The 20,943-nt window shown below is 68.1% G+C and carries 16 protein-coding genes and 1 pseudogene; 11 read left to right on the top strand and 6 right to left on the bottom strand.

The genetic code is table 11. The annotated features are described in order from the left end of the window. Nucleotides 1-166: 166 nt before the first annotated feature. The gene (locus ACYQ8K_RS21880) at nt 167-607 is read left to right on the top strand and encodes a PaaI family thioesterase (protein ID WP_459972315.1); all 441 of its coding nucleotides are present in this window, start codon (nt 167-169) and stop codon (nt 605-607) included. 110 nt (nt 608-717) lie between these two features. Here ACYQ8K_RS21880 and ACYQ8K_RS21875 read toward each other — a convergent pair whose 3' ends face one another. Next, nucleotides 718-1,209, bottom strand: a complete 492-nt coding sequence (locus ACYQ8K_RS21875) for a beta-class carbonic anhydrase (protein WP_459972313.1) — start codon at nt 1,207-1,209, stop codon at nt 718-720. 213 nt (nt 1,210-1,422) lie between these two features. Between ACYQ8K_RS21875 and ACYQ8K_RS21870 the strand changes: the two genes are divergently transcribed. The 3 genes and pseudogenes from ACYQ8K_RS21870 to ACYQ8K_RS21860 all read left to right on the top strand — a co-directional run bounded on the left by ACYQ8K_RS21870 (nt 1,423) and on the right by ACYQ8K_RS21860 (nt 6,842). Further along, a complete protein-coding gene (locus ACYQ8K_RS21870) occupies nt 1,423-2,400 on the top strand; it encodes an ABC transporter permease (protein ID WP_459972311.1) in 978 nt (325 codons plus the stop codon). After that, nucleotides 2,397-3,323 carry an ABC transporter permease gene (locus tag ACYQ8K_RS21865; protein WP_459972309.1) on the top strand — a complete coding sequence of 309 codons (927 nt, stop codon included), beginning with the start codon at nt 2,397-2,399 and terminating at the stop codon, nt 3,321-3,323. Before ACYQ8K_RS21870 ends, ACYQ8K_RS21865 begins: the two co-directional genes overlap by 4 nt. Next, nucleotides 3,320-6,842: pseudogene (locus tag ACYQ8K_RS21860) on the top strand (dipeptide ABC transporter ATP-binding protein). The gene ACYQ8K_RS21865 and the pseudogene ACYQ8K_RS21860 overlap by 4 nt, the downstream one beginning before the upstream one ends. On the opposite strand, the gene ACYQ8K_RS21855 reads toward ACYQ8K_RS21860, so the two are convergent. The 3 genes from ACYQ8K_RS21855 to ACYQ8K_RS21845 all read right to left on the bottom strand — a co-directional run bounded on the left by ACYQ8K_RS21855 (nt 6,829) and on the right by ACYQ8K_RS21845 (nt 11,940). Then, nucleotides 6,829-8,073, bottom strand: a complete 1,245-nt coding sequence (locus ACYQ8K_RS21855) for an alpha/beta hydrolase (RefSeq protein ID WP_459972307.1) — start codon at nt 8,071-8,073, stop codon at nt 6,829-6,831. The pseudogene ACYQ8K_RS21860 and the gene ACYQ8K_RS21855 sit on opposite strands and share 14 nt — an antisense overlap. A gap of 97 nt (nt 8,074-8,170) precedes the next feature. Continuing rightward, a complete protein-coding gene (locus tag ACYQ8K_RS21850; protein WP_459972305.1) occupies nt 8,171-10,792 on the bottom strand; it encodes an AAA family ATPase in 2,622 nt (873 codons plus the stop codon). Further along, nucleotides 10,789-11,940, bottom strand: coding sequence for a metallophosphoesterase family protein (locus ACYQ8K_RS21845; RefSeq protein ID WP_459972304.1), 1,152 nt, complete (start codon nt 11,938-11,940; stop codon nt 10,789-10,791). The genes ACYQ8K_RS21850 and ACYQ8K_RS21845 overlap by 4 nt, the downstream gene beginning before the upstream one ends. 110 nt (nt 11,941-12,050) lie before the next feature. Here ACYQ8K_RS21845 and ACYQ8K_RS21840 point away from each other — a divergent pair, with 110 nt between their 5' ends. The 4 genes from ACYQ8K_RS21840 (at nt 12,051) to ACYQ8K_RS21825 (ending at nt 15,319) form a co-directional block, all read left to right on the top strand. After that, on the top strand, nt 12,051-12,884 hold the full coding sequence (locus tag ACYQ8K_RS21840) for an AraC family transcriptional regulator (RefSeq protein ID WP_459972337.1): 834 nt from the start codon (nt 12,051-12,053) through the stop codon (nt 12,882-12,884). A gap of 2 nt (nt 12,885-12,886) precedes the next feature. Continuing rightward, on the top strand, nt 12,887-13,318 hold the full coding sequence (locus ACYQ8K_RS21835; RefSeq protein WP_459972302.1) for an ester cyclase: 432 nt from the start codon (nt 12,887-12,889) through the stop codon (nt 13,316-13,318). A gap of 100 nt (nt 13,319-13,418) precedes the next feature. Beyond that, nucleotides 13,419-14,780, top strand: coding sequence for an HNH endonuclease signature motif containing protein (locus ACYQ8K_RS21830; RefSeq protein WP_459972300.1), 1,362 nt, complete (start codon nt 13,419-13,421; stop codon nt 14,778-14,780). A gap of 35 nt (nt 14,781-14,815) precedes the next feature. After that, the gene (locus tag ACYQ8K_RS21825; RefSeq protein WP_459972299.1) at nt 14,816-15,319 is read left to right on the top strand and encodes a SixA phosphatase family protein; all 504 of its coding nucleotides are present in this window, start codon (nt 14,816-14,818) and stop codon (nt 15,317-15,319) included. Nucleotides 15,320-15,338: 19 nt separating this feature from the next. Here the strand turns inward: ACYQ8K_RS21825 and ACYQ8K_RS21820 are convergent, their stop codons facing one another. Together ACYQ8K_RS21820 and ACYQ8K_RS21815 are read right to left on the bottom strand one after the other, a co-directional pair. Beyond that, nucleotides 15,339-15,899, bottom strand: a complete 561-nt coding sequence (locus ACYQ8K_RS21820) for a DUF3558 domain-containing protein (protein ID WP_459972297.1) — start codon at nt 15,897-15,899, stop codon at nt 15,339-15,341. Nucleotides 15,900-15,907: 8 nt separating this feature from the next. Beyond that, nucleotides 15,908-16,465: a DUF3558 domain-containing protein gene (locus ACYQ8K_RS21815; RefSeq protein ID WP_459972295.1), complete on the bottom strand. Its 558-nt coding sequence runs from the start codon at nt 16,463-16,465 to the stop codon at nt 15,908-15,910. A 182-nt stretch (nt 16,466-16,647) separates the two neighbouring features. On the opposite strand from ACYQ8K_RS21815, the gene ACYQ8K_RS21810 reads away from it, so the two are divergent. From ACYQ8K_RS21810 to ACYQ8K_RS21800, 3 genes are all read left to right on the top strand, one after another. Next, on the top strand, nt 16,648-18,414 hold the full coding sequence (locus tag ACYQ8K_RS21810) for an ABC transporter ATP-binding protein (RefSeq protein ID WP_459972293.1): 1,767 nt from the start codon (nt 16,648-16,650) through the stop codon (nt 18,412-18,414). Beyond that, nucleotides 18,411-20,303: an ABC transporter ATP-binding protein gene (locus ACYQ8K_RS21805; RefSeq protein WP_459972291.1), complete on the top strand. Its 1,893-nt coding sequence runs from the start codon at nt 18,411-18,413 to the stop codon at nt 20,301-20,303. Before ACYQ8K_RS21810 ends, ACYQ8K_RS21805 begins: the two co-directional genes overlap by 4 nt. A gap of 132 nt (nt 20,304-20,435) precedes the next feature. Further along, the gene (locus ACYQ8K_RS21800; RefSeq protein ID WP_459972289.1) at nt 20,436-20,780 is read left to right on the top strand and encodes a DUF732 domain-containing protein; all 345 of its coding nucleotides are present in this window, start codon (nt 20,436-20,438) and stop codon (nt 20,778-20,780) included. Nucleotides 20,781-20,943: the final 163 nt, after the last annotated feature.

Below are 20,943 nucleotides of genomic sequence, written 5' to 3'. Positions count from 1 at the left end.
TATTTGGCATCTTAACGATAAATAACACCAGCCCGGCCCGGCGCTGTCAACCGCACGACCTGCGGCCGCACGGCCGGCCTGGCCCGCACGCGGGTCACCAGGCAAATCACGTCAACAGTCGCGGCGGCACTTTTGCACCTCGGCGAGGGTGCGAAAACATGGACGAATGACTGCCACCCCTGAAACCGCCGGACCATCCGCGCCGAGCGGTCGCGACGTCATCGCGCAGTTCCTCCCCCAGTCCCCGTTCGTCGTCAAGCTGGGCATCGTCGCCGATCGCCTCGAAGAGGACGAGGTGCGACTGCGGCTGCCCTGGGACCCGTCCAACGTGACCATCGGCGACATGGTCCACGGCGGCGCCATCGCCACGCTCGCCGATCTCACGGTGATGGCGGCGGCGTGGTGCGGCGCGCAAGCGCCGCCCGAGCTGCGGGGCGTGACGGTGTCCCTCACGCTGGACTTCATGGCCCCGGCCCGGGCCACCGACGTGATCGGCGTGGGGCGGGTGCTGCGGCGCGGCCGCTCGCTGGTCAACTGCGAGGCCGAGATCGTCGACGCCCAGGGCACGCTGGTCGCCAAGGCTCTGGCGACCTACAAGGTGGGTTGAGGTCGCGGACAGAGGCCTTGAGGCCGCCGCGTCGTCGAACGTGCACTCAGGGCGAGATTCCGGCGGCCAATTTTTCGCCGTGACTGCACGCTCGGCGAAAGACGCTCCGGCTAGAGCGTGACCTCGTTCAGCTTGCCGGTGGCCACGTCGAACACGAACCCGCGCACCGAGACGTGCTTGGTGACGAACGGGCTGTTTTCGATGCGGCGCAGCGATTGCCGGACGTCCTCGGCCAGATCGGTGAAAGCCTCCGCCGCCCACGGCGGTTTGACGCCGGTCTCCTCTTGGATGCCGCGCTTGAAGTCGTCGTCGGTGAAGGTGAGCATGCCGCAATCGGTGTGGTGAATCAGGATGATCTCCCGCGTCCCCAACAATCGCTGGCTGATCGCCAGCGACCGGACGACGTCGTCGGTGATGACTCCGCCGGCGTTGCGGATGACGTGGGCCTCCCCCTCGTTGAGCCCGAGGATGCGGTAGACGTCGAGCCGGGCGTCCATGCATGCGACGACCGCGACATGTTTGCCCGGCGGCATCGGCAGCGGGCCCTCGAAGGTGCTCGCGTATGCGGCGTTGTTGGCCAGGTATTCGTCGGTAACCGTCACGCAAGCCTCCTTGGGAGTGTCGCGGCCTGACCGTGCTGCGTTTGCTGCGCGGCGCGGTACCGCGGTGGATCCTAACAACCGATCACACGCGATTCACGGTTGAGAATCAACCGGATCGCAAGCAGACCGAACGCGCCGGACGACCGCAACGCGCGACGCTGTGCCGGCGGCTCGATAGCCTGTCCCAATGCGACGTGGGGTGTGCGGACCGGCATGACTCGGTTTCTGGCACGCCGGTTGCTCAACTACGTTGTGCTGCTGGCGCTGGCATCGTTTTTGACGTTTTGCCTGACGTCGGTGGCCTTCAAGCCACTGGACAGCCTGCTGCAGCGCAGCCCGCGCCCGCCACAGGCCGTGATCGACGCCAAGGCCCACACGCTCGGCCTGGATGAGCCGATACCGATCCGCTACGCGCATTGGGCTTCGCACGCCGCCCGCGGCGACTTCGGCAAGACCGTCACCGGGCAGCCCGTCGGGACGACGCTGTGGCGCCGCGTCGGAGTGACGCTGCGCCTGCTGATCATCGGGTCGCTGGTGGGCACCGTGCTCGGCATCGCGGCCGGGGCGTGGGGAGCCATTCGTCAGTACCGACTCAGCGATCGGGTGGTCACCCTGGTGGCGCTGCTGGTGCTCAGCACCCCGACATTCGTGATCGCCAGCCTGTTGATCCTCGCTGCGCTGCGGGTGAATTGGGCCGTGGGCATCCACATCTTCGACTACACCGGGGAGACCTCACCGGGCGTGACGGGCGGGGCCGGCGCGCACCTGCTCGACCGGCTGCGGCATCTGGTCCTGCCGTCGCTGACCCTGGCGCTGGCCGCCGCGGCGGGATACAGCCGTTATCAGCGCAACGCGATGCTGGACGTCCTGGGCCAGGACTTCATTCGCACCGCGCGCGCCAAAGGACTCACCCGGCGGCGGGCGCTGGTCAAGCACGGGCTGCGCACCGCGCTGATCCCGCTGGCCACCCTTTTCGCCTACGGGGTGGCCGGCCTGGTGACCGGGGCGGTGTTCGTGGAGAAGATCTTCGGCTGGCACGGCATGGGTGAATGGCTGGTGCAGGGCATCGCGACTCAGGACACCAACATCATCGCGGCGATCACTTTGTTCTCCGGCGCGGTGGTGCTGCTGGCCGGCCTGCTGTCCGACGTGTTCTACGCGGCCCTCGATCCCCGGGTGCGGGTGTCATGACGGCCCAGGCGAACATCGATGGCGCCCATGGGTTTTCGGGGCACGAGGTCGCGGACTTCACCTCGCGCCGCACCCTGGTGCTGCGGCGGTTCGCCCGCAACAGATTCGCCGTGGCGTCGCTGACGTTGTTGGTGCTGTTGTTCGTCGGCTGCTACGCGCTGCCCGCCGTGCTGCCGTATTCCTACGACGACCTCGATTTCACCGCGCTGTTGCAGCCGCCGAACGCGCGCCACTGGTTGGGCACCAACGCGCTGGGCCAAGATCTGCTGGCGCAGATCCTGCGTGGGATGCAGAAGTCGATGCTCATCGGCGTCTGCGTCGCGGTCATCTCCACCGGCATCGCCGCCACCGTCGGGTCGGTCGCGGGCTACTTCGGTGGCTGGCGCGACCGCGCGCTCATGTGGGTGGTCGACCTGTTGTTGGTGGTGCCCAGCTTCATCCTCATCGCCATCGTGACGCCGCGCATCAAGAACTCGGCCAATGTCTTGATGCTGGTCCTGCTGCTGGCCGGGTTCGGGTGGATGGTCAGCTCGCGCATGGTGCGCGGCATGACCATGAGTCTGCGGGAACGCGAATTCATCCGGGCCGCACGCTATATGGGGGTTTCCAGCCGACGCATCATCGTCGGCCACGTGGTGCCCAACGTGGCGTCCATCTTGATCATCGACGCCGCGCTCAACGTCGCGTCGGCCATCCTGGCCGAAACCGGGCTGAGCTTCCTGGGTTTCGGAATTCAGCCACCCGACGTGTCGCTGGGCACGTTGATCGCCAACGGCACCCAATCCGCGACCACCTTTCCCTGGGTGTTTCTGTTTCCCGCAGGGGTGCTGGTGCTGATCCTGGTGTGCGCCAACCTCACCGGTGACGGCCTGCGCGATGCGCTCGACCCCGGCAGCGCCGTGCTGGGCGGTGGGGGGCGATGAGCCCGCTGCTCGAGGTGACCGACCTGGCGGTCACATTCCCGACGGGTGGCGACCCGGTGACCGCGGTGCGCGGTATCAGCTACCGCATCGAACCGGGGGAAGTCGTCGCCATGGTCGGTGAATCCGGTTCGGGGAAGTCGGTTTCGGCGATGGCGGCGATCGGCCTGTTGCCCGAGTACGCACGGGTGCGCGGCTCCGTGCGGTTGCACGACACCGAACTGCTGGGCCTCGGCGACGACGCGATGTCGCGGTTTCGCGGCAAGACGGTCGGCATGGTGTTCCAGGATCCGATGTCCGCACTGACGCCCGTCTACACCGTGGGCGACCAGATCGCCGAGGCCATCGAGATCCACCAGCCGCGGGTGGGCAGGAAGGCCGCTCGCCGACGTGCCGTGGAACTGCTCGAGCTGGTGGGCATCGCGCAGCCGGAGCGGCGCGCCCGCGCGTTTCCGCATGAGCTCTCCGGCGGCGAGCGGCAGCGGGTGGTCATCGCCATCGCGATCGCCAACGACCCCGACCTGTTGATCTGCGATGAGCCCACCACCGCATTGGATGTCACGGTGCAGGCGCAGATCCTCGAGGTGCTCAAGACGGCGCGCGACATCACCGGCGCCGGGGTGCTGATCATCACCCACGACCTCGGGGTGGTGGCCGAGTTCGCCGACCGCGCCCTGGTGATGTACGCCGGGCGGGTCGTCGAATCCGCTTCCGTGCGTGACCTTTACCGGGATCGCCGCATGCCCTACACGGTCGGGCTGCTGGGCTCGGTCCCGCGGCTCGACGCCGCGCAGGGCACCCGGTTGGTGCCGATCCCCGGTGCGCCGCCGTCGCTGGCGGGCCTGGATCCCGGGTGCCCCTTCGCGCCGCGCTGCCCGCTGGCCATCGACGAATGTCGGCTCGCGGAGCCGGAATTGCTCTCGGTCGGCGACGATCACCGGGCGGCCTGCATCCGCACCGATCAGGTCGACGGCCGAAGCGCCGCGGACATCTACGGCGTGAGCACCGAAGCCCGTCACGCGGAGCCGGCCGACGCATCGGTGGTCGTGCGGGCGCGCGACCTGGCCAAGTCCTACCGGCTGACCAAGGGCGTGTTGCGGCGCAGCGCCGGTGAGGTGCGCGCCGTCGACGGCGTCAGTTTCGAATTGCGGCAGGGCCGCACCCTGGGCATCGTCGGCGAATCCGGCTCGGGCAAGTCGACCACCCTGCACGAGATCTTGGAACTCACCGGGCCCGAATCGGGTTCGATCGAGGTGCTCGGCACCGACGTCACCGCGTTGAGCGCCGCGAGCAGGCGAGCGCTGCGGCGCGACATCCAGGTGGTCTTCCAAGACCCGGTCGCCTCGCTCGACCCACGGCTACCGGTGTTCGAGCTGCTCGCAGAACCCCTGCGCGCCAACGGGTTCGACAAGAACAGCACCAACTCGCGCGTCGCCGAGCTGCTTGAGATCGTGGGGCTGCGCCGCGCCGACGCGGTCCGTTACCCCGCGGAGTTCTCCGGCGGGCAGAAGCAGCGCATCGGCATAGCGCGGGCGCTCGCACTGCGACCGAAGATCCTGGCGCTCGACGAACCGGTGTCCGCGCTCGACGTGTCCATCCAGGCCGGGATCATCAACCTGCTGCTCGACCTGCAGGAGCGGTTCGGCCTGTCCTACCTGTTTGTCTCGCATGACCTTTCGGTGGTCAAGCACCTCGCGCATGACGTCGTCGTGATGTATGCCGGCACGATCGTGGAGCAGGGCGACAGCCGCCGGGTCTTCGCCGACCCGCAGCACGAATACACGCGGCGGCTGCTGAACGCGGTGCCGCAACCGGATCCGGGCCGACGTGTCTAGGCGGGGGGCAAAGGCGGGTGCGGGCGCCCGGCTCGCGGCGGCGTTTCTCGCGATGACCCTCGCGCTGTCAGGCTGCTCGCCGGCCGTCAAGCTGATTCCGGAGACCGGCCACAACGCGCAGATCGGCTCGACGAGCGACGTCAACCCGCACGATCCGGCGACCCTGCAAGACGGCGGCGACCTGCGACTGGCGCTAACCGACTTTCCGCCGAACTTCAACATCTTGCACATCGACGGCAACTCCGTCGACGTCTCCGCGATGATGAAGGCCACCCTGCCGCGGGCGTTCGTGATCGGGCCCGACGGCTCGACGACGGTCGACACCGACTATTTCACCAGCATCGAGCTCACCGGCACTGCGCCGCAAGTGGTTACGTACACCATCAACCCCAAGGCGGTGTGGTCCGACGGCACGCCGATCACCTGGGAGGACATCGCCAGCCAGATCCACGCCCTGAGCGGCGCCGACAAGGCCTTCGAAATCGCCGGGCCCAGTGGCGCCGACCGGGTGGCGTCGGTGACCCGCGGCGTCGACGACCGGCAGGCCGTCATGACCTTCGCCAAGCCCTACGCCGAATGGCGCGGCATGTTCGCCGGCAACGGAATGCTGCTGCCCAAGAGCATGACGGCCACCCCGGAGGCGTTCAACAAAGGCCAGCTGGAGGGGCCCGGCCCGTCGGCCGGCCCGTTCGTCGTCTCTTCGCTGGATCGAACCACCCAGCGGATCGTGTTGCGCCGCAACCCGAAATGGTGGGGCGCGCGACCCCGCCTGGACAGCATCACCTACCTGGTGCTCGACGATGCCGCGCGGCTCCCCGCCTTGCAGAACAACACCATCGACGCCACCGGGGTCGGCACGATCGACCAGCTGACCATCGCGCAGCGCACCAAGGGAATCTCGATCAGGCGCGCGCCCGCCCCGGCCTGGTCGCACTTCACGTTCAACGGCGCCCCGGGCTCGATCCTGGCCGACAAGGCGCTGCGCGTCGCGGTGGCCAAGGGGATCGATCGGCAGACCATCGCCAAGGTCGTCCAGTACGGGCTCACCAGTGACCCTGTGGCACTGGGCAATCACATCTACGTCGCCGGGCAGCGGGGCTACCAGGACAACAGCTCGGTCCTGCCCTACGATCCCGCCGCGGCCGGCCGAGAGCTTGACGCGCTGGGCTGGAAGCGGGCCGGGCAGTTCCGGGAGAAGGACGGCCGGCAGCTGGTCATCCGCGACTTGTTCTACGACGCGCAGGGCAGCCGGCAGTTCGCCCAGATCGCCCAGCACAGTCTCGCCCAGATCGGCGTCAAGCTCGAGCTCGTATCCCGGTCGGGCAGCGGATTCTTCACCAACTACATCAACGTCGGCGCTTTCGATATGGCCCAATTCGGTTGGCTCGGTGATGCTTTCCCACTGTCGGCGCTGACCCAGATCTACAAGTCCGATGGTGAGAGCAATTTCGGCAAGATCGGCAGCGCGCAGATCGACGCCGCGATCGAAGGCACGCTGGAAGAACTCGATCCGGCCAAGGCGCGGGCGTTGGCCAACGATCTCGACAAGATGATCTGGGCGGAGGGATTCAGCCTTCCCCTGACCCAGTCGCCCGGTGACGTCGCGGTGCGCAGCACGCTGGCCAATTTCGGCGCGGCCGGTCTGGCCGACGTCGACTACACCGCCATCGGGTTCACGCGGAGTTGAGCCGCCGCCGTAGCCGATTCGGCATCGGCACGGCGCCCTCGGCGACGGCCGCCGCCCCGAGCGCCTTCCACAGCAGCCGCACCTCCGGGCGCGGCGGGAGCGTGTCCAGCGCCGGCGCCTGTGCGACAAGCCCATTCAGGTCGCCGCGCCGGACCGCGTCGGCGCTGGCGAGCGCGACCGGCTCACGGAAATCCAACGCACTGTGCGCCATGTTCGGCAGGCTCAACAGCACCGCGTTGGGCAGCAGCGACGCGACGCGCTGGGCGACGGCCGGCGGGGTGATCAGGTCGCGACCCCCGGAAACCACCGCGGTCGGCCAGTCGAATTTCGGCATCTCGGCCACCAGGTCGTAGGGCTCGTCCTCGAAAGTCACCCGCTGCGTGCGGGTTCTGCTTTCGGCGACCGCAGGATCGAGCGGTAGACCGTCGGGTTCGGCGGCGTAGTCCAGTTCGCGGAACGCGATGCGGCTCACCAGATCTTCTTCGTACCGAAACGGTAGGTTGCTCAGGGTGGTGAACCGGGAGAGGGTCCACCACAGCAGCTTTCGGCCGTCGAGCAGCAGGTCGAGTTGACGCTCGAGAAGGTCGCTTCCGCCATAGCCGTAGATCGTCGCGACGACCTGTGTCGCCGTCGCGTCCATCACGCCGGCATCGACGAGTTTGCGCATTTTCGGTGCCACCGAGGCGGTTTCGGGACTGTCGCCCTTCAGCAGCAGCCGGCGGATCGCGCGGCGCACGATGACGATGTCGTGCCGCGACAGCAGCGGCGAATCGAGCACCATGCCCCGTACCCGATGCGGGTGGCGCACCCCGACGCCGGCCGCGATGTAGGTGCCGTACGAGGCGCCGTAGACGATCGCCGTCTCCGCTTGGACGTCGTCGAGCACCGCCGCCACATCGTCGACCACCTGGTTCACGGTCAGCGACTGCGGGGGCAGGTCGGCACCCGAATCGTCGTGGCGCGACATCCCCACCCCGCGATGCTCGATCATGATGACGTCGAGACCGGCCGCCGCCGCGCGCCGCCGCAGGCCCTTGTACATCTGCACCGACGCAACACCCGGGCCGCCGGGGATGATGACCAGTGGATGGGCGGACTTGCGGCCGGCGCGCACGTAGTACAGGTCGAATTCTTCGGCGCTGTGCGGTGAGATCGGGCGCCGCAGCGGACGCACGCCGGGCAGTTCCGCCAGCTTCTGTTGTATCCGGCTGCGCTTCGCGTTCATCGTCATTCGGGTGGGCCCCCCATGATCCCATTCTGCAGGCAAGGCGCCGGTGCGGCGATGAATCGCTGTGATCAGCGACGCCGGCCGTGGTCAGCCACCCGGGCTAAGCGCTGAGATCGATGCGGTGGGCGCCCTTGACACCCTCGTAGCGGTCGGGGCTACAGGTGAGGACGATGACCTGCCCGTGGGTTCCGACGGTGTCGAACAACTCCCCCATCTTGGTCAACCGGTCCGGGTCGGTGAAACCGAGCGCGTCGTCGACCACGACCGGGACGGCGTCCTCCTTGGCCACCAGCGCCGCGCCGGCCAGCCGCGCCAGGATGCCGAGTTGCTCCTTGGCGCCGCCGGATAGGGATTCGTACGGGACCGTGATGCCGTTCAGCGTGCGGCTGCGGATGCACAGGTCGCTATCGATGTCGACCTCGAAACTCGGTCCGAAGACCGGGCGGCCGAGCCGCTGCAGTTCCGCACGGTAGGGCTCGACGTAGCGCCGCCGGGTGGTGTCGCGGTGGCGCGTCATGACCGAGCGCAGCAGTTGCGCGGCGCGGGCGCGACCGCCCACCTGGCTGTGTTCGTTGGCGGCGTGCTCGCGTTCGGTTTCCGCGGCGTCGAGCTTGCCTTGGCGTCCCTCACCGCCGAACACCGAGAGTTCGATGGTGATCTCGCGCAACGCGCGGGAGGCTTCCTCGTAGCGCTCGCGGAGTGAGTCGGCTTCCCTTGTGGCGTCGGCCAATTCGGTTTCGACCGCTTCGGGTGCGGCTGCCGCCAGGGCGTCGGCGATCTCGGTGGCCCGCTGTTGCGCGGCCTGCGCCGCGTCCAGTGCCGTGGCCGCGGCGGCCGCGAGTTCGTCATCGCCGGCCGACGCGCGTTCGGCGGCCAGGCGGCCGGCGGCGGCGTCCAGCTCGGCGCGTTGAGCTTCCAGGGTGTTCTGCAGAACCGTTGCCCGCGTCGACGACTCGGCGAGCGCGGCGGAGGCGGCGGTGGCGGCCTGACGGCGCACCTCGCATTCGGTCGATGCGGCCGCGCGTGCCTCCTGCACCGCCGTGAGCTCGGCGCGGGCGGCGCCGATGTCGGTGAGAGCGAGTTCGGCGTCGGCGGGTTGTTCGGCGTGCAATTGCGCCAGCCGCGACCGCAGCTCGTCGGCCTGTTCGTCACCGCACAGGCCGGCCAGAGTCGCGGTGAGCTGGTCGCGGGTGCCGTGCAGCTCGCGGCGTCGCTGGTCGGCGGATCGTGCCGCGGCGAGGTCGCTCACCTCACCGGCCGCCAGTGCTGCTGCCATCTCCTCTTGCGCCGCAGCGTGTTTGGCGTGGACGTCCCGCGTGGTCGCGCCCGGGACGACCCTCGCGGTCAAGACACCGGGTATCTCCACCGCGGTGGGTCCGGCGGCGGTGGTCGACCAGCTCTGTCCGGCCGGCAGGGCGATCTGCTCCCCGTCCACGACCAGCTGGATGTCTGCGGCGGCGGTGAATTCGATCGCCGCCGATGTCAGCGCCAACTGGTCACCGGTGCGATCGACGGCGGCCGCGGCGTCCTCGATGCGTCGCAGCACCGCCTCGGTGACGGCGATGGTGCCGAGCTCGACACCGACCCGTTCGCGCTCCCGTTCGATGGCGTCGACCTTGGCCAGTCGGGCGGTCAACCGGTCGGCCTCTTCGCGATTGGCGAGCCGCTCGACCGTGCGCCGCGCGGAGTCGGCCCGGCGTTGCAACTCGGCGAGGGCCTCGGTGGTCTGTTGCAGCGCGGCGGCGGCCGCCTCGGCCTCCGCATGCGCCGCCGCCTGGGCGGCCACGGCTTCCTGGGCCTGCGTTTGCGTTTCGGCGACGGCACCCGCGCGGGTGTCGATTTCGGTGAGCAACTGCCGGCGCGCGGCGTGGGCGCCGCCGGCCGCGGCGGCGGTGGCGGCCGCGGCCTCGGCGACCAGCTGGGCTTCACGCCGCTGCGCGGTCAGCGCGGCGATCTTGTCGGCGGCCTGCTGCGCGGCGGTGACCCGTGGTCCGGCGGCGATGCGGCGCTGGGAGAAGTCGGCCACCTGCTGGGTCAAGACGGCATGGCGGGCCACCCGGTCGTCGACCTCGGCGACAGCCGCCGCACACTCGGCGACCGCGGCCTCGGCGTCGGCCAGTCGGGTGATCGCGGCGGCCCATTCGCCCGTCGGCCGTCCGGTCGGGGTGAAGTAACGGCCGTATTCGGCGTCTATGCGCTCGATGAGCAGGGGCTCGGTGCCGCACAACCCCCCGCTGTCACCGGCGGCCACATCGAGCGCCCGCGAAAGCGCGTCGCAACCGGACAGATCCACCGCGGCGGTCGACGCCGACTGCAGCACCCGCTGGGCGTGCCACAGGTCGCTGTCCACCGTCTCGGCCAGCATCGCCCGGACCCGTTCGTGGGCCTCGTCGCCGGTCAGCTGTTCGCGGCACGGCCGGACCACGGTGAGCTCGGTCTCGCACTTCTTGTGAAACCGCTTGCGATAAATGAAACGGTAAGGGCCGCAACTGATTTCAGCGGATACTTCGGAGCCCACGTCGCTATGGGTGGGCTTGACCTGCTTGACTTCCTTCTTCGTCGAGCGGTCCCGGGCTTCCAGGAGTAGATCGAGGGCTTCGATCATCGACGACTTGCCGATCTCGTTGGCGCCGCACACCACCACGACGCCGTGGTCGGGGAAGTCGATTTCGCGGTGCGCTATACCGCGGTAGTTCGTCAGGATCAACCGGTGCAGTTTCACGCCGCGCCCCGGTCGGTGAGGCGCAGCAGTAGCGCCAGCGCCGCCTGCGCGTCGACGGCGGTCGCACAGTCCTCCTCACGCGCCGTCGCCACCAATTCTTCGACCGCCGCGGCGGCGAAACCTCCGATGCCCAGGTCGCTGAATTCGCCGTCGGCCGGGATCACCGCCAGATCGGTGTGCCGTTCCCACAGGCCCAGCCATGCGAACAGCCGTGCGTATTTATCGAGGCAGGCGTCCAGCGCGGCGCGGTCGGTGACCGTCAGCGAACCGGTCAGGGCCAGGCGCACCACGGTTCGGTCCTTCTCGGTCATCAGGTCCAGGTTCATGTCCAGATCGGCGATGTCGCGGCTGGTGTCGACCTGCCGGTGCATCGTGACGAACCGCCAGCTGCCGAGGTGCCGCGGCGTCACCGAGACCGCGCGCCGCGGGTCGGCCTCGTCGACGTCGACGATCAGGACGTGGCCGGGGTCGGATTCGACGTCGTCGAAGTTGGTGACTTCCGGGGAGCCGGAGTACCACACCCGGCCACTGCCGCCGACCTGGGTGAGCGAGTGCTTATCCCCCAGCGCCACATAGTGCACCGCGCCGCGGGCCAGCGCATCGTCAACCGCGGCGAGCCGGATCAGCGAGGGCTTGTCCCGGTCGGGGTCCAGCACGTCGACGCCGCCGTGCGCGACGAGGATCCGGGTGCCGTCCGCCGCGGGCAGGTCGTCGAGGACGTCGGCGACCAGGTCGGTGGTCGGCACCTTCGACCGCCACGGCGCGGCGACGATCTCCAGCCCGGGACGCACCTGGTGCGCGCCGGCCCGATCGAGCACCACCACGTTGTCGGGCCGCTCGGCGGTGAACAACGCGCTGGTGTACACCGACGAGGCGTCCAGGGGATCGTGGTTGCCCGGCAGCAGGTACACCGGAATTCCGATGGCGCGCATGGCTTCCAGGGATTGACCGATCACCTTTGGCGGAAGCTGATTGTGTTCGAAGACATCTCCCGAGACGACGACGAACTCGGCGCCCACTTCTGCCGCCAGCGCGCCCAGACCGGAAACCACGTCGCGGCGGGCCGCCGAATAGCGCGGCTGCGCGTCACCGGCGAGGAAGTGCCGGGTCATGCCCAACTGCCAGTCGGCGGTGTGCAGGAATCGCATGCCGGCGGACCCCTTTCGAAGTGCGTGTTTACCTGGGCATCGAGAGTTTAGGTCTGCGCACCGACAAGACGCGGGACCTCGATCGGCAGGTCTTTGCGCAAGTCTGGACGATGGATGCCGCGGCTGATTTGATACGCAGCAAGGAACGTAGTTTGGTGACCGCGATGTACCAGGAATTTCGCCCCGCTCGGCGGCTTGCCCCGTTGGTGGAATGTGGCTGGGCGCGGTCAAGCTCGACGGCCGGCTTCCTTCGGGTGATGCCGGACGGCTGTGTGGACCTCTTCGTCAACTCGCGAGGCGAGGTGATGGTCGCCGGCCCGGCCACCACTTTCTACGACTTCTACCCGGACGGATCGTGGGTGCTCGCCGGCATTCGACTGCGCGCCGGCGCGGCCGGCGCCGTCGTCGGGCAGCCGGTCAGCGAACTCACCGACCGCCGGGCCAGCGTCGATACCATTCTCGGCGCCCGCGGCCACGTGATGGCCGAGACGGTGCTTGCCGCAACGTCTCCACATCAGCGCGTAGCCGCCCTACAGGATGTGCTGACGGGCTACCTCGCCGACACCGAACCATCGGTGGATACCACGATCACACGAGCGATCAGCATGGTGCGGCGCTATCCGGATCTGCCGATTGGCCGCCTGGCGGCGGCCGTGGATCTCAGCGAACGGCAACTCCGCCGCCGATTCGTGGCCGCTGTCGGCTACGGTCCCAAGCGATTTGGCCGGATCGTTCGATTCCAGCGACTGCTGGATCTGATCCACGCTGGGGGCGCGCGAGTCCGTTGGGCAGAGTTGGCCGTCCAAGCCGACTACGCCGATCAGCCGCACATGATCAATGAGTGCCGGGTGCTGGCAGGCATGTCTCCGGTCGCGCTTCCCGGGGGCGACGCGCAGATGTCCGTTTCCTCCAATACCCGACCGGATGAGGCGCCTAGCCTTTAACAATGACCAACCCGAAAGCCGTTGCACTCGAGTCCTTCCGGCTCATCGAGACCGGCGACGCGAACTTGGCCGAGAGAATCATCGCGGCCGACTACGTGAACCTGGAAGCCGCCGATGACGACGACATCGAACGTCAGGTCCCCGGGCCGGCGGGATTTCTCGCAACCAGTCAATGGTTGCGCGAAGCGTTTTCCGATCTCAGCTTCGAACTGCACGAGACTGTCTCAGAGGATGGGCTGGTGATGGTCGCGGCGATCATGACCGGCGAACACACCGGAGCGTTCAACGGGATAGCACCCACCGGCACGCGAATCAACCACAAGCAAGTGCACATCTTTACGGTCGCAGACGGCCGAATCGTCCGTCACCGCGCCGTCCGCGACGATCTGGGGCTGCTGCTCCAGCTCGGCTGGCGGCCCGACAGTCGCCACTGACCCTGGAGCGGAGCTATCCACCGAAACATCTTGTATCACTTCCGTTTCAGTGGTTTCTTTGCCGGCCTTAGATGTCGGTGGGCTGCGCTAGCTTCGGGGTGTGGGTGTAGATCGGGAGGCCTTGACGGCGGCGTTTGACATCATCGACGCTGCCTTCGATGATCTGGTCGGGTACGACTGCGATGCTCTGGGCACCCGCGAGCAGTTGGCGATGTTGGAGCGTTGCGAGAAGGTGCGTCGCCGGTTGCCGGCCCTCGAACACCCCCTGATCAATTCCCTTGCCCGCCAGGCCCCGTCCGAGGAGCTCGGCGGCACCCTGACGCATGCGCTCACCGAGGCCACGCTGATCAGCCGCGCCGACGCGTCCCGGCGCATCAAGGAGGCACGGGATCTGGGCCCGCGGCATGGCCTCACGGGCGAACCCGTGCCGCCGGCCCTGGCCGCCACCGCGGCCGCCCAACGCGAGGGCACCCTGGGGCCCGGCCAGGTCGCCGTGATCCGCAAGTTCTACCACCAATTACCCGGCTGGATAGACGCGGCCACCCGCGAGCAGGCCGAGGCCAAACTCGCCATGGAGGCAACCCGGTATCGGCCCGAACAGCTCGGCAAGTTGGCCGACATCCTGGCCGATTGTCTCAACCCTGACGGCAACTACACCGACGAGGACCGGGCACGTCAGCGCGGCCTGTCCCTGGGCAACCAGCAGGCCGACGGCATGTCGGCGCTGCGCGGCTGGCTGACCCCCGAAGCCCGCGCCACCCTCGAGGCGGTGTTGGCCAAGCTGGCCGCGCCCGGCATGTGCAACCCCCTCGACGAGACGCCGTGCGTGGATGGCGCGCCGAGCCAGGACGCTATCGAGCGTGACCCGCGATCGGCCGCCCAGCGCAACCACGACGGACTCAACGCCGCCCTGCGTGCCATGTTGGCCTCCGGAAAGTTGGGGCAGCACAACGGGTTACCGGCCTCGATCATTGTCACCACGACGCTGGCCGAGCTGGAGGCCGCCGCCGGGCGCGGCCTAACCGGCGGCGGCACCATCTTGCCGATGAGCGACGTGATCCGCCTGGCCCGCCACGCACACCACTACCTGGCGATCTTCGACAAGGGCAAGACGCTGGCGCTCTATCACACCAAGCGACTCGCCTCTCCGGGGCAACGAATAGTGTTGTACGCCAATGACCGCGGCTGCTCGGCACCGGGCTGCACCGTGCCCGGCTACTACAGCGAAGTCCATCATGTCACCGACTACGCCACCTGCCGCACCACCGACGTCAACGACCTCACCTTCGCCTGCGGACCCCACCACCGCCTCCTGAAACGCGGCGGCTGGACCACCCGCAAAAACGCTCACGGCGACACCCAATGGATCCCACCGCCGCACCTCGATCGAGGCCGACCCCGCACCAACACGTTCCATCACCCTGAGAAGCTGCTCCGCGACGGAGACGACGACGCGGCATAACGGCCCTGACACCACACTGATTAATCTGATTCCTCGTGACTGACCAGCGCACCTTGCTGTTGATGCGGCACGCGAAGTCCGACTATCCGCCCGGCGTCGTCGACCACGATCGGCCGCTGGCGCCCCGCGGCATCAAGCAGGCCGGGCTCGCCGGCGACTGGCTGCGCGCCAACGCACCCAGTATCGATGCGGTGCTGTGCTCGACGGCGAGGCGCACCCGCGAGACGCTGCGCAACACCCGCATCGATGCGCCGGTGCGATACAGCGAGCGGCTCTACGCCACCACCCCGGGCACGATGATCGACGAGATCAACACGGTGGACGACGGCGTCAGCGCGCTGCTCGTCATCGGGCATGAGCCGACGATGTCGGCCCTCGCGCTGGGACTCGGCGGCGCCGGAGATACGAATTCCTCTGCTGCCGAACGTATTTCGGTCAAATTTCCGACGTCGGCGATCGCAGTGCTCACCGTGCCGTGCGCGTGGAAGCAGCTGGAGCTCGGGGTGGCGACGCTGATCGACTTCGAGGTGCCGCGCTGAGAGTCATGGCGGCGACCCGCTAGGAGTTGGTGGCCAGCGTCAGCTCCATCAACTTGATGGCCTGTCCGCACGCGTCGATGCCCGGCGCCTGCGGGTTGATCCACCAGCCGACCACCCCCGCGGCGTCACTGGCCACGCCGCACGCGCCGTTCGCGTCGTCGGGCCGCATCACGATCGAGTCGATGCCGGCGATCGAACGCGTCTCGATCTTGTACTTCAAGAATTCTGCGACCTTGCGCTCGTTGGACAGGCTGCCTTGTTCGAACCAGAACCGGGTGATGTCGATCAGTCCAGCCGGGTTGGCCGCCTGCCAGCGGCAGATCGCACCGACGAAGGTGCTCTGGATGTCGAGCGGATCGGCGCCCACGGTCTTGGCCAGGATGTCGCTCGTCAAGACCTCACATTCCTTGAGCAGGTTCGGATACTGCTGCTGGGAGTTGTTGTTGCGGGGCACATTCCCGCCCGCCTTGACCGCGTTGCCCCCGATCGAGCGGGAACAGCCCGTCAACACCAGCAGCGCCGCTATCACTACGGTCGCGGCGATGCGGGCGGTCCTGCTGCCGCGCGACCCGGCGCGCATTGGGGCCATCATTTCGAGTTCGCAATCGATTGGCGAGCCAGTTCTTTGGCTATGTCGCACGGCGGGGGGAACGGCTTCTGGCTGAAACTGATTGACCATTCAATAAAGTCGTCCTGGAACTGAATGCCCACCTCGCACAGCGAGTCACCCAGGTTGGGCTCGTTGCCGACGGCGATGAAGCCGCCGTGGCCGTTGATGTTGATGTCGTCGACGCTGGCACGCGAGAGCTCCTCGGTCTTGCGTTCGCGCCCGATCGGGCTGCCGCGATACCAGGAGAAGGAGAAGTGCGGGCCGAGGATGCCGCCGCCGGCGAGCCACTGGCAGCCGACGGAGTTGCGTGCGGTGTTGATCAGCCCGGTGACCTTGGTGAGCTCGGCGATCGTCTGGTCGCTGATGCCGCCGCATTGCGGGAACATCGCACCGTGGCTGCCCTGGCCGTTCTGCGGCGTCGACGACGCTGTCGCCCCCGGTTTGTTGCCACCGGAATCGGAGCAGCCCGCGGCCGCGGGGATCAGGATCGTCAATGCTGACGCCACAAGAGCCAGCGCCCTCGTGTCACGCCGCACCGCTACCCTGCTTCCGTTCCGCCCGCTGCTGGTCCACACGATGCACTGTAGCGGCAGCCCAGCGGGTGAACCACCGACGCGCCTGAGCAGGTATTTCGGCGCCGCCAACGCGTGCGGTGCGGACGCGGACCGTCCGGCGGTCGGCGGGGACGGCCGGGCGGACGGTATGCGACAGTTACCCAATGCTCCTGGCACTGCTGCGCCAGTACATCCAGCCGTACCGACGGCTGGTGGCGGTGCTGATGGCGCTGCAGCTGGTCAGCAACCTCGCGTCGCTGTACCTGCCGACGGTCAACGCCGCCATCATCGACGAGGGCGTCGCCAAGGGCGACACCACCACGATCGTCCGGCTCGGCTTGGTGATGCTCGGGGTCACGGGATTGCAGGTGTTGTGCTCGATCGGGGCGGTCTATTGCGGCTCGCGCACCGGGATGGGCTTTGGTCGCGACCTGCGCGCGGCGATGTTCGAACACGTCACCACCTTTTCCGAGCGCGAGACCGCTCGATTCGGGGCGCCCACGCTGTTGACGCGCAGCACCAACGACGTGCGGCAGATCCAGTACTTGGTCCAGATAACGGGCACCGTGCTGGTGACCGCCCCGATCATGTGCCTGGGCGGGATCTTCATGGCCATCCGCCAGGAGGCCGCGCTGACGTGGCTGCTGTTGGTCAGCGTGCCGATCATGGCGGTGGCCAACTACTGGGTGATGTCGCACATGCTGCCCCTGTACCGCCGGATGCAGGGCCTGATCGACGGCATCAACCGGGTGATGCGTGACCAGCTGTCCGGCGTGCGGGTTGTCCGGGCGTTCGCCCGCGAGGATTTCGAGCGTGACCGCTTCGCCCGCGCCAACGCCGCGCTGTCGAATACCGCACTGACCGCGGGAAACTGGCAAGCTTTGATGCTGCCGGTGACCACGCTGACCATCAACGTGTCCAGCGTGGCGCTGATCTGGTTCGGCGGGTTGCGCATCGACCGCGGCCAGATGCAGGTCGGTTCGCTCACCGCCTTCCTGGCCTACTTCACCCAAATCCTGATGGCGGTGTTGATGGCGACGATGACGCTGGTGGTGTTGCCACGGGCCTCGGTCTGCGCCGAACGGATCACCGAGGTGCTGGCCACCCGCCCCGCCGTCACCGATCCCCCGAATCCGCGGTCCCCGCGCGGCGCGATCACCGGGACGGTGCGCCTGCAGGGCGCGACGTTCACCTACCCCGGCGCCGATCGCCCGGTGCTGCAGGACATTTCGCTGACCGCGCTGCCCGGAACCACCACCGCCATCGTCGGCAGCACCGGTTCGGGCAAGTCGACGCTGGTCTCGCTGATCTGCCGGCTCTACGACGTGACCGGCGGCGCCGTCTCGGTGGACGGCATCGACGTCCGCGATTACCGGACCGAACGGTTGTGGTCGGCGATCGGGCTTGTTCCCCAGCGCGGCTACCTGTTCTCCGGGACCGTCGCGGACAACCTGCGCTACGGCGCCGCCCCCCACCAAGAGGTCACCGACGAACAGATGTGGGAAGCGTTGCGGGTGGCCGCCGCCGACGATTTCGTGCGGGCCCACGATGACGGGCTGCGCATGCGGGTTGCGCAGGGCGGTATCAACTTCTCCGGGGGGCAGCGGCAGCGACTGGCGATCGCCCGAGCGGTCATCCGTCGCCCGGCCATCTATTTGTTCGACGATTCGTTCGGCGCGCTCGATGCGCGTACCGACGCGCGGGTCCGCGCCTCGCTGCAGGAGATCTCCGGTGAAGCCACCGTCATCGTTGTCACGCAACGTATCTCGATCGCGGCGAAGGCCGACCAGGTGATGGTGATCGACAACGGGAACCTGGTGGGCGCGGGCACGCACGAATCGCTGCTGACCGATTGCACCACCTACGCCGAATTCGCCGACTCGCAGTCGGTCGAGTCCGTGCGCTCGGGTCGAGTCGGGGGCACGCCGTGACCCGCGCGACCACCACGGCGGCCGGCCGGCCGGCCCCCGCCACTCGTTCCCGCGACTTCTGGGGCTCGGCCGCCCGCTTGATGAAACGGCTTGCACCGCAACGGCGATTGTGCGCTGCGGTGATCGCCTTGGGAATCACCGGCACGGCCATCGGGGTGATCGTCCCGCGGATCCTGGGGCACGCCACCGATTTGCTGTTCAACGGCGTGATCGGGCGCCAGCTCCCCGCCGGAATCACCAAGGCGCAGGCCGTCGCCGCCGCACGCAGCAGAGGAGCCGACACCTTCGCCGACCTGCTGTCCGGGATGAATGTGGTGCCGGGCCACGGCGTGGACTTCGGGGCGGTCGCACGGACGTTGTCGCTGGCACTGGTCCTCTATCTCGTTTCCGCGCTGCTGATTTGGGGGCAGGCCCGGCTGCTGAATGTCACCGTGCAGCGCACCATGGTGGCGCTGCGTTCCGATGTCGAGGACAAGATCCACCGGCTGCCGCTGTCCTACTTCGACGCCCGCCAGCGCGGTGAACTGCTGAGCCGCGTCACCAACGACATCGACAACATCCAATCGTCGCTGTCGATGACGATCAGCCAGCTGCTGACATCGGTTCTGACCGTGGTGGCGGTGCTGGCGATGATGCTGTCCATCTCGCCGCCGCTGGTGGCGATCACCGTGCTGACGGTGCCGTTGTCCCTGTTGGCGACGCGGGCGATAGCGCGTCGTTCCCAGCGGCTGTTCGTCGCCCAGTGGACCAGCATCGGACGCCTCAACGCCCATATCGAGGAGACCTACAGCGGTTTCACGGTGGTCACGACGTTCGGCCACCAGGCCGCGGCGCGCGAGCAATTCCGCACCCTCAACGACGACGTCTACCACGCCAGCTTCGGCGCGCAGTTCTTCTCCGGGCTGGTGGCGCCGGCGACCACGTTCGTCGGCAACCTCGGCTACGTCGCCGTCGCCGTGGTCGGCGGCCTGCAGGTCGCGACCGGCCACGTCAGCCTGGGCAGCATCCAGGCGTTCATTCAGTATGTGCGGCAATTCAACTCACCACTTAGCCAGCTGGCCGGGATGTACAACACCCTGCAGTCCGGGGCGGCCAGCGCCGAACGGGTCTTCACGCTGCTCGACGAGCCCGAGGAATCGCCGGATCCCGCACCCGGCGCAAGCCCGCAGCCGGCTGGACGCGTCGAGTTCGCCCACGTGAGCTTCGCCTACCGCCCGGGCACCCCGGTGATCGAAGACCTGTCCATGGTGGCCGAACCGGGCAGCACGGTGGCGATCGTCGGGCCGACCGGAGCGGGCAAGACCACGCTGGTGAACCTGCTGATGCGGTTCTACGACGTCGACGCCGGCCAGATCCTGCTCGACGGGGTCGACATCACCACGATGGACCGCCGGTCGCTGCGGTCGCGAATCGGCATGGTGTTGCAGGACACCTGGCTCTTCGACGGGACGATCGCTGAGAACATCGCCTACGGACGCCCCGACGCCGGTGCGGACGAGGTGCTCGAGGCCGCCAAGGCCGCTTACGTCGATCGCTTCGTGCGGACGTTGCCCGCCGGCTACCAAACCCGAATCAGCGGTGACGGAGGCAACATCAGCGCCGGCGAAAAGCAGCTGATCACCATCGCACGCGCATTCCTTGCCCGCCCGCAGTTGTTGATCCTCGACGAGGCGACCAGTTCGGTCGATACCCGCACCGAGGCGTTGATCCAGCACGCAATGTGCGAGCTGCGCCGCGACCGCACGAGTTTTATTATCGCGCACCGTCTTTCGACGATCCGCGACGCCAACCGGATCTTGGTGGTCGAGGCCGGCCGGATCGTCGAACAGGGCAACCACGCCGAGCTGCTGGCCCGGCGCGGCGCGTACTACGCGATGACCCAGGCTTGACGGACGCGTCCGAGAGGGCCGCATTGATAAGCGGCCGCGATCGCTATCGAGAAGTTATTGAGAAGACACCAAGGAACAAACGAAACGCTGGGATCGTCCTACTCAATAACGCACCTGAAAGGGGTGGCAGCAATGTTCTCCCGCCGCATCATGACAATCGCCACCACCGCCGTCGGCGCCGCCGCCATCGGGCTGGCCGCCGTCGGCATGGCCGGCACCGCCGCAGCGAGCTCCGTGCAGACCGCCGACCAGGCGTTCCTGGGCCAGATGCAAAGCCTCGGCGTCTCTTTCCCGTCGACGCAGGATGCCGTGCGAGCCGGCCACCAGGTGTGCACCGACCTGGCCGCCGGCCAGACCCCAACCGCCGTCACCGTCCAGATCTTCCGCCACACCAGCCTGACTCCCCCGCAGGCGGCCGGCGTGGTGCTCGCGGCGACCAACGCCTACTGCCCGCAATTCTCCGGGCAGCCCGCCTAGCCGGCCAACGACCCACGATGGGGGATTCCGGGTAACCGGAATCCCCCATCGGGGGCGGGGGGGGGGGGCGCCCCCCCGGGGGGCGAGAATGTGATAAATAAAAAAAAATGGTGGAAAGCTGCGAGAGGAGAAAAAACCCGCCCGACACAGGAGAGGGGGCCGC

It is taken from the genome of Mycobacterium sp. MUNTM1 (assembly GCF_054660795.1).
This window is presented reverse-complemented; position numbering and strand designations above follow the sequence as displayed.

Bases quoted from the DNA above. Each gene is read 5' to 3' on its own strand.
- ACYQ8K_RS21880 (WP_459972315.1), top strand. From the start codon at position 167: ATGACTGCCACCCCTGAAACCGCCGGACCATCCGCGCCGAGCGGTCGC.
- ACYQ8K_RS21870 (WP_459972311.1), top strand. From the start codon at position 1,423: ATGACTCGGTTTCTGGCACGCCGGTTGCTCAACTACGTTGTGCTGCTG.
- ACYQ8K_RS21865 (WP_459972309.1), top strand. From the start codon at position 2,397: ATGACGGCCCAGGCGAACATCGATGGCGCCCATGGGTTTTCGGGGCAC.
- ACYQ8K_RS21855 (WP_459972307.1), bottom strand. From the start codon at position 8,073: ATGACGATGAACGCGAAGCGCAGCCGGATACAACAGAAGCTGGCGGAA.
- ACYQ8K_RS21845 (WP_459972304.1), bottom strand. From the start codon at position 11,940: ATGCGATTCCTGCACACCGCCGACTGGCAGTTGGGCATGACCCGGCAC.
- ACYQ8K_RS21840 (WP_459972337.1), top strand. From the start codon at position 12,051: ATGGATGCCGCGGCTGATTTGATACGCAGCAAGGAACGTAGTTTGGTG.
- ACYQ8K_RS21835 (WP_459972302.1), top strand. From the start codon at position 12,887: ATGACCAACCCGAAAGCCGTTGCACTCGAGTCCTTCCGGCTCATCGAG.
- ACYQ8K_RS21820 (WP_459972297.1), bottom strand. From the start codon at position 15,899: ATGCGCGCCGGGTCGCGCGGCAGCAGGACCGCCCGCATCGCCGCGACC.
- ACYQ8K_RS21810 (WP_459972293.1), top strand. From the start codon at position 16,648: ATGCTCCTGGCACTGCTGCGCCAGTACATCCAGCCGTACCGACGGCTG.
- ACYQ8K_RS21800 (WP_459972289.1), top strand. From the start codon at position 20,436: ATGTTCTCCCGCCGCATCATGACAATCGCCACCACCGCCGTCGGCGCC.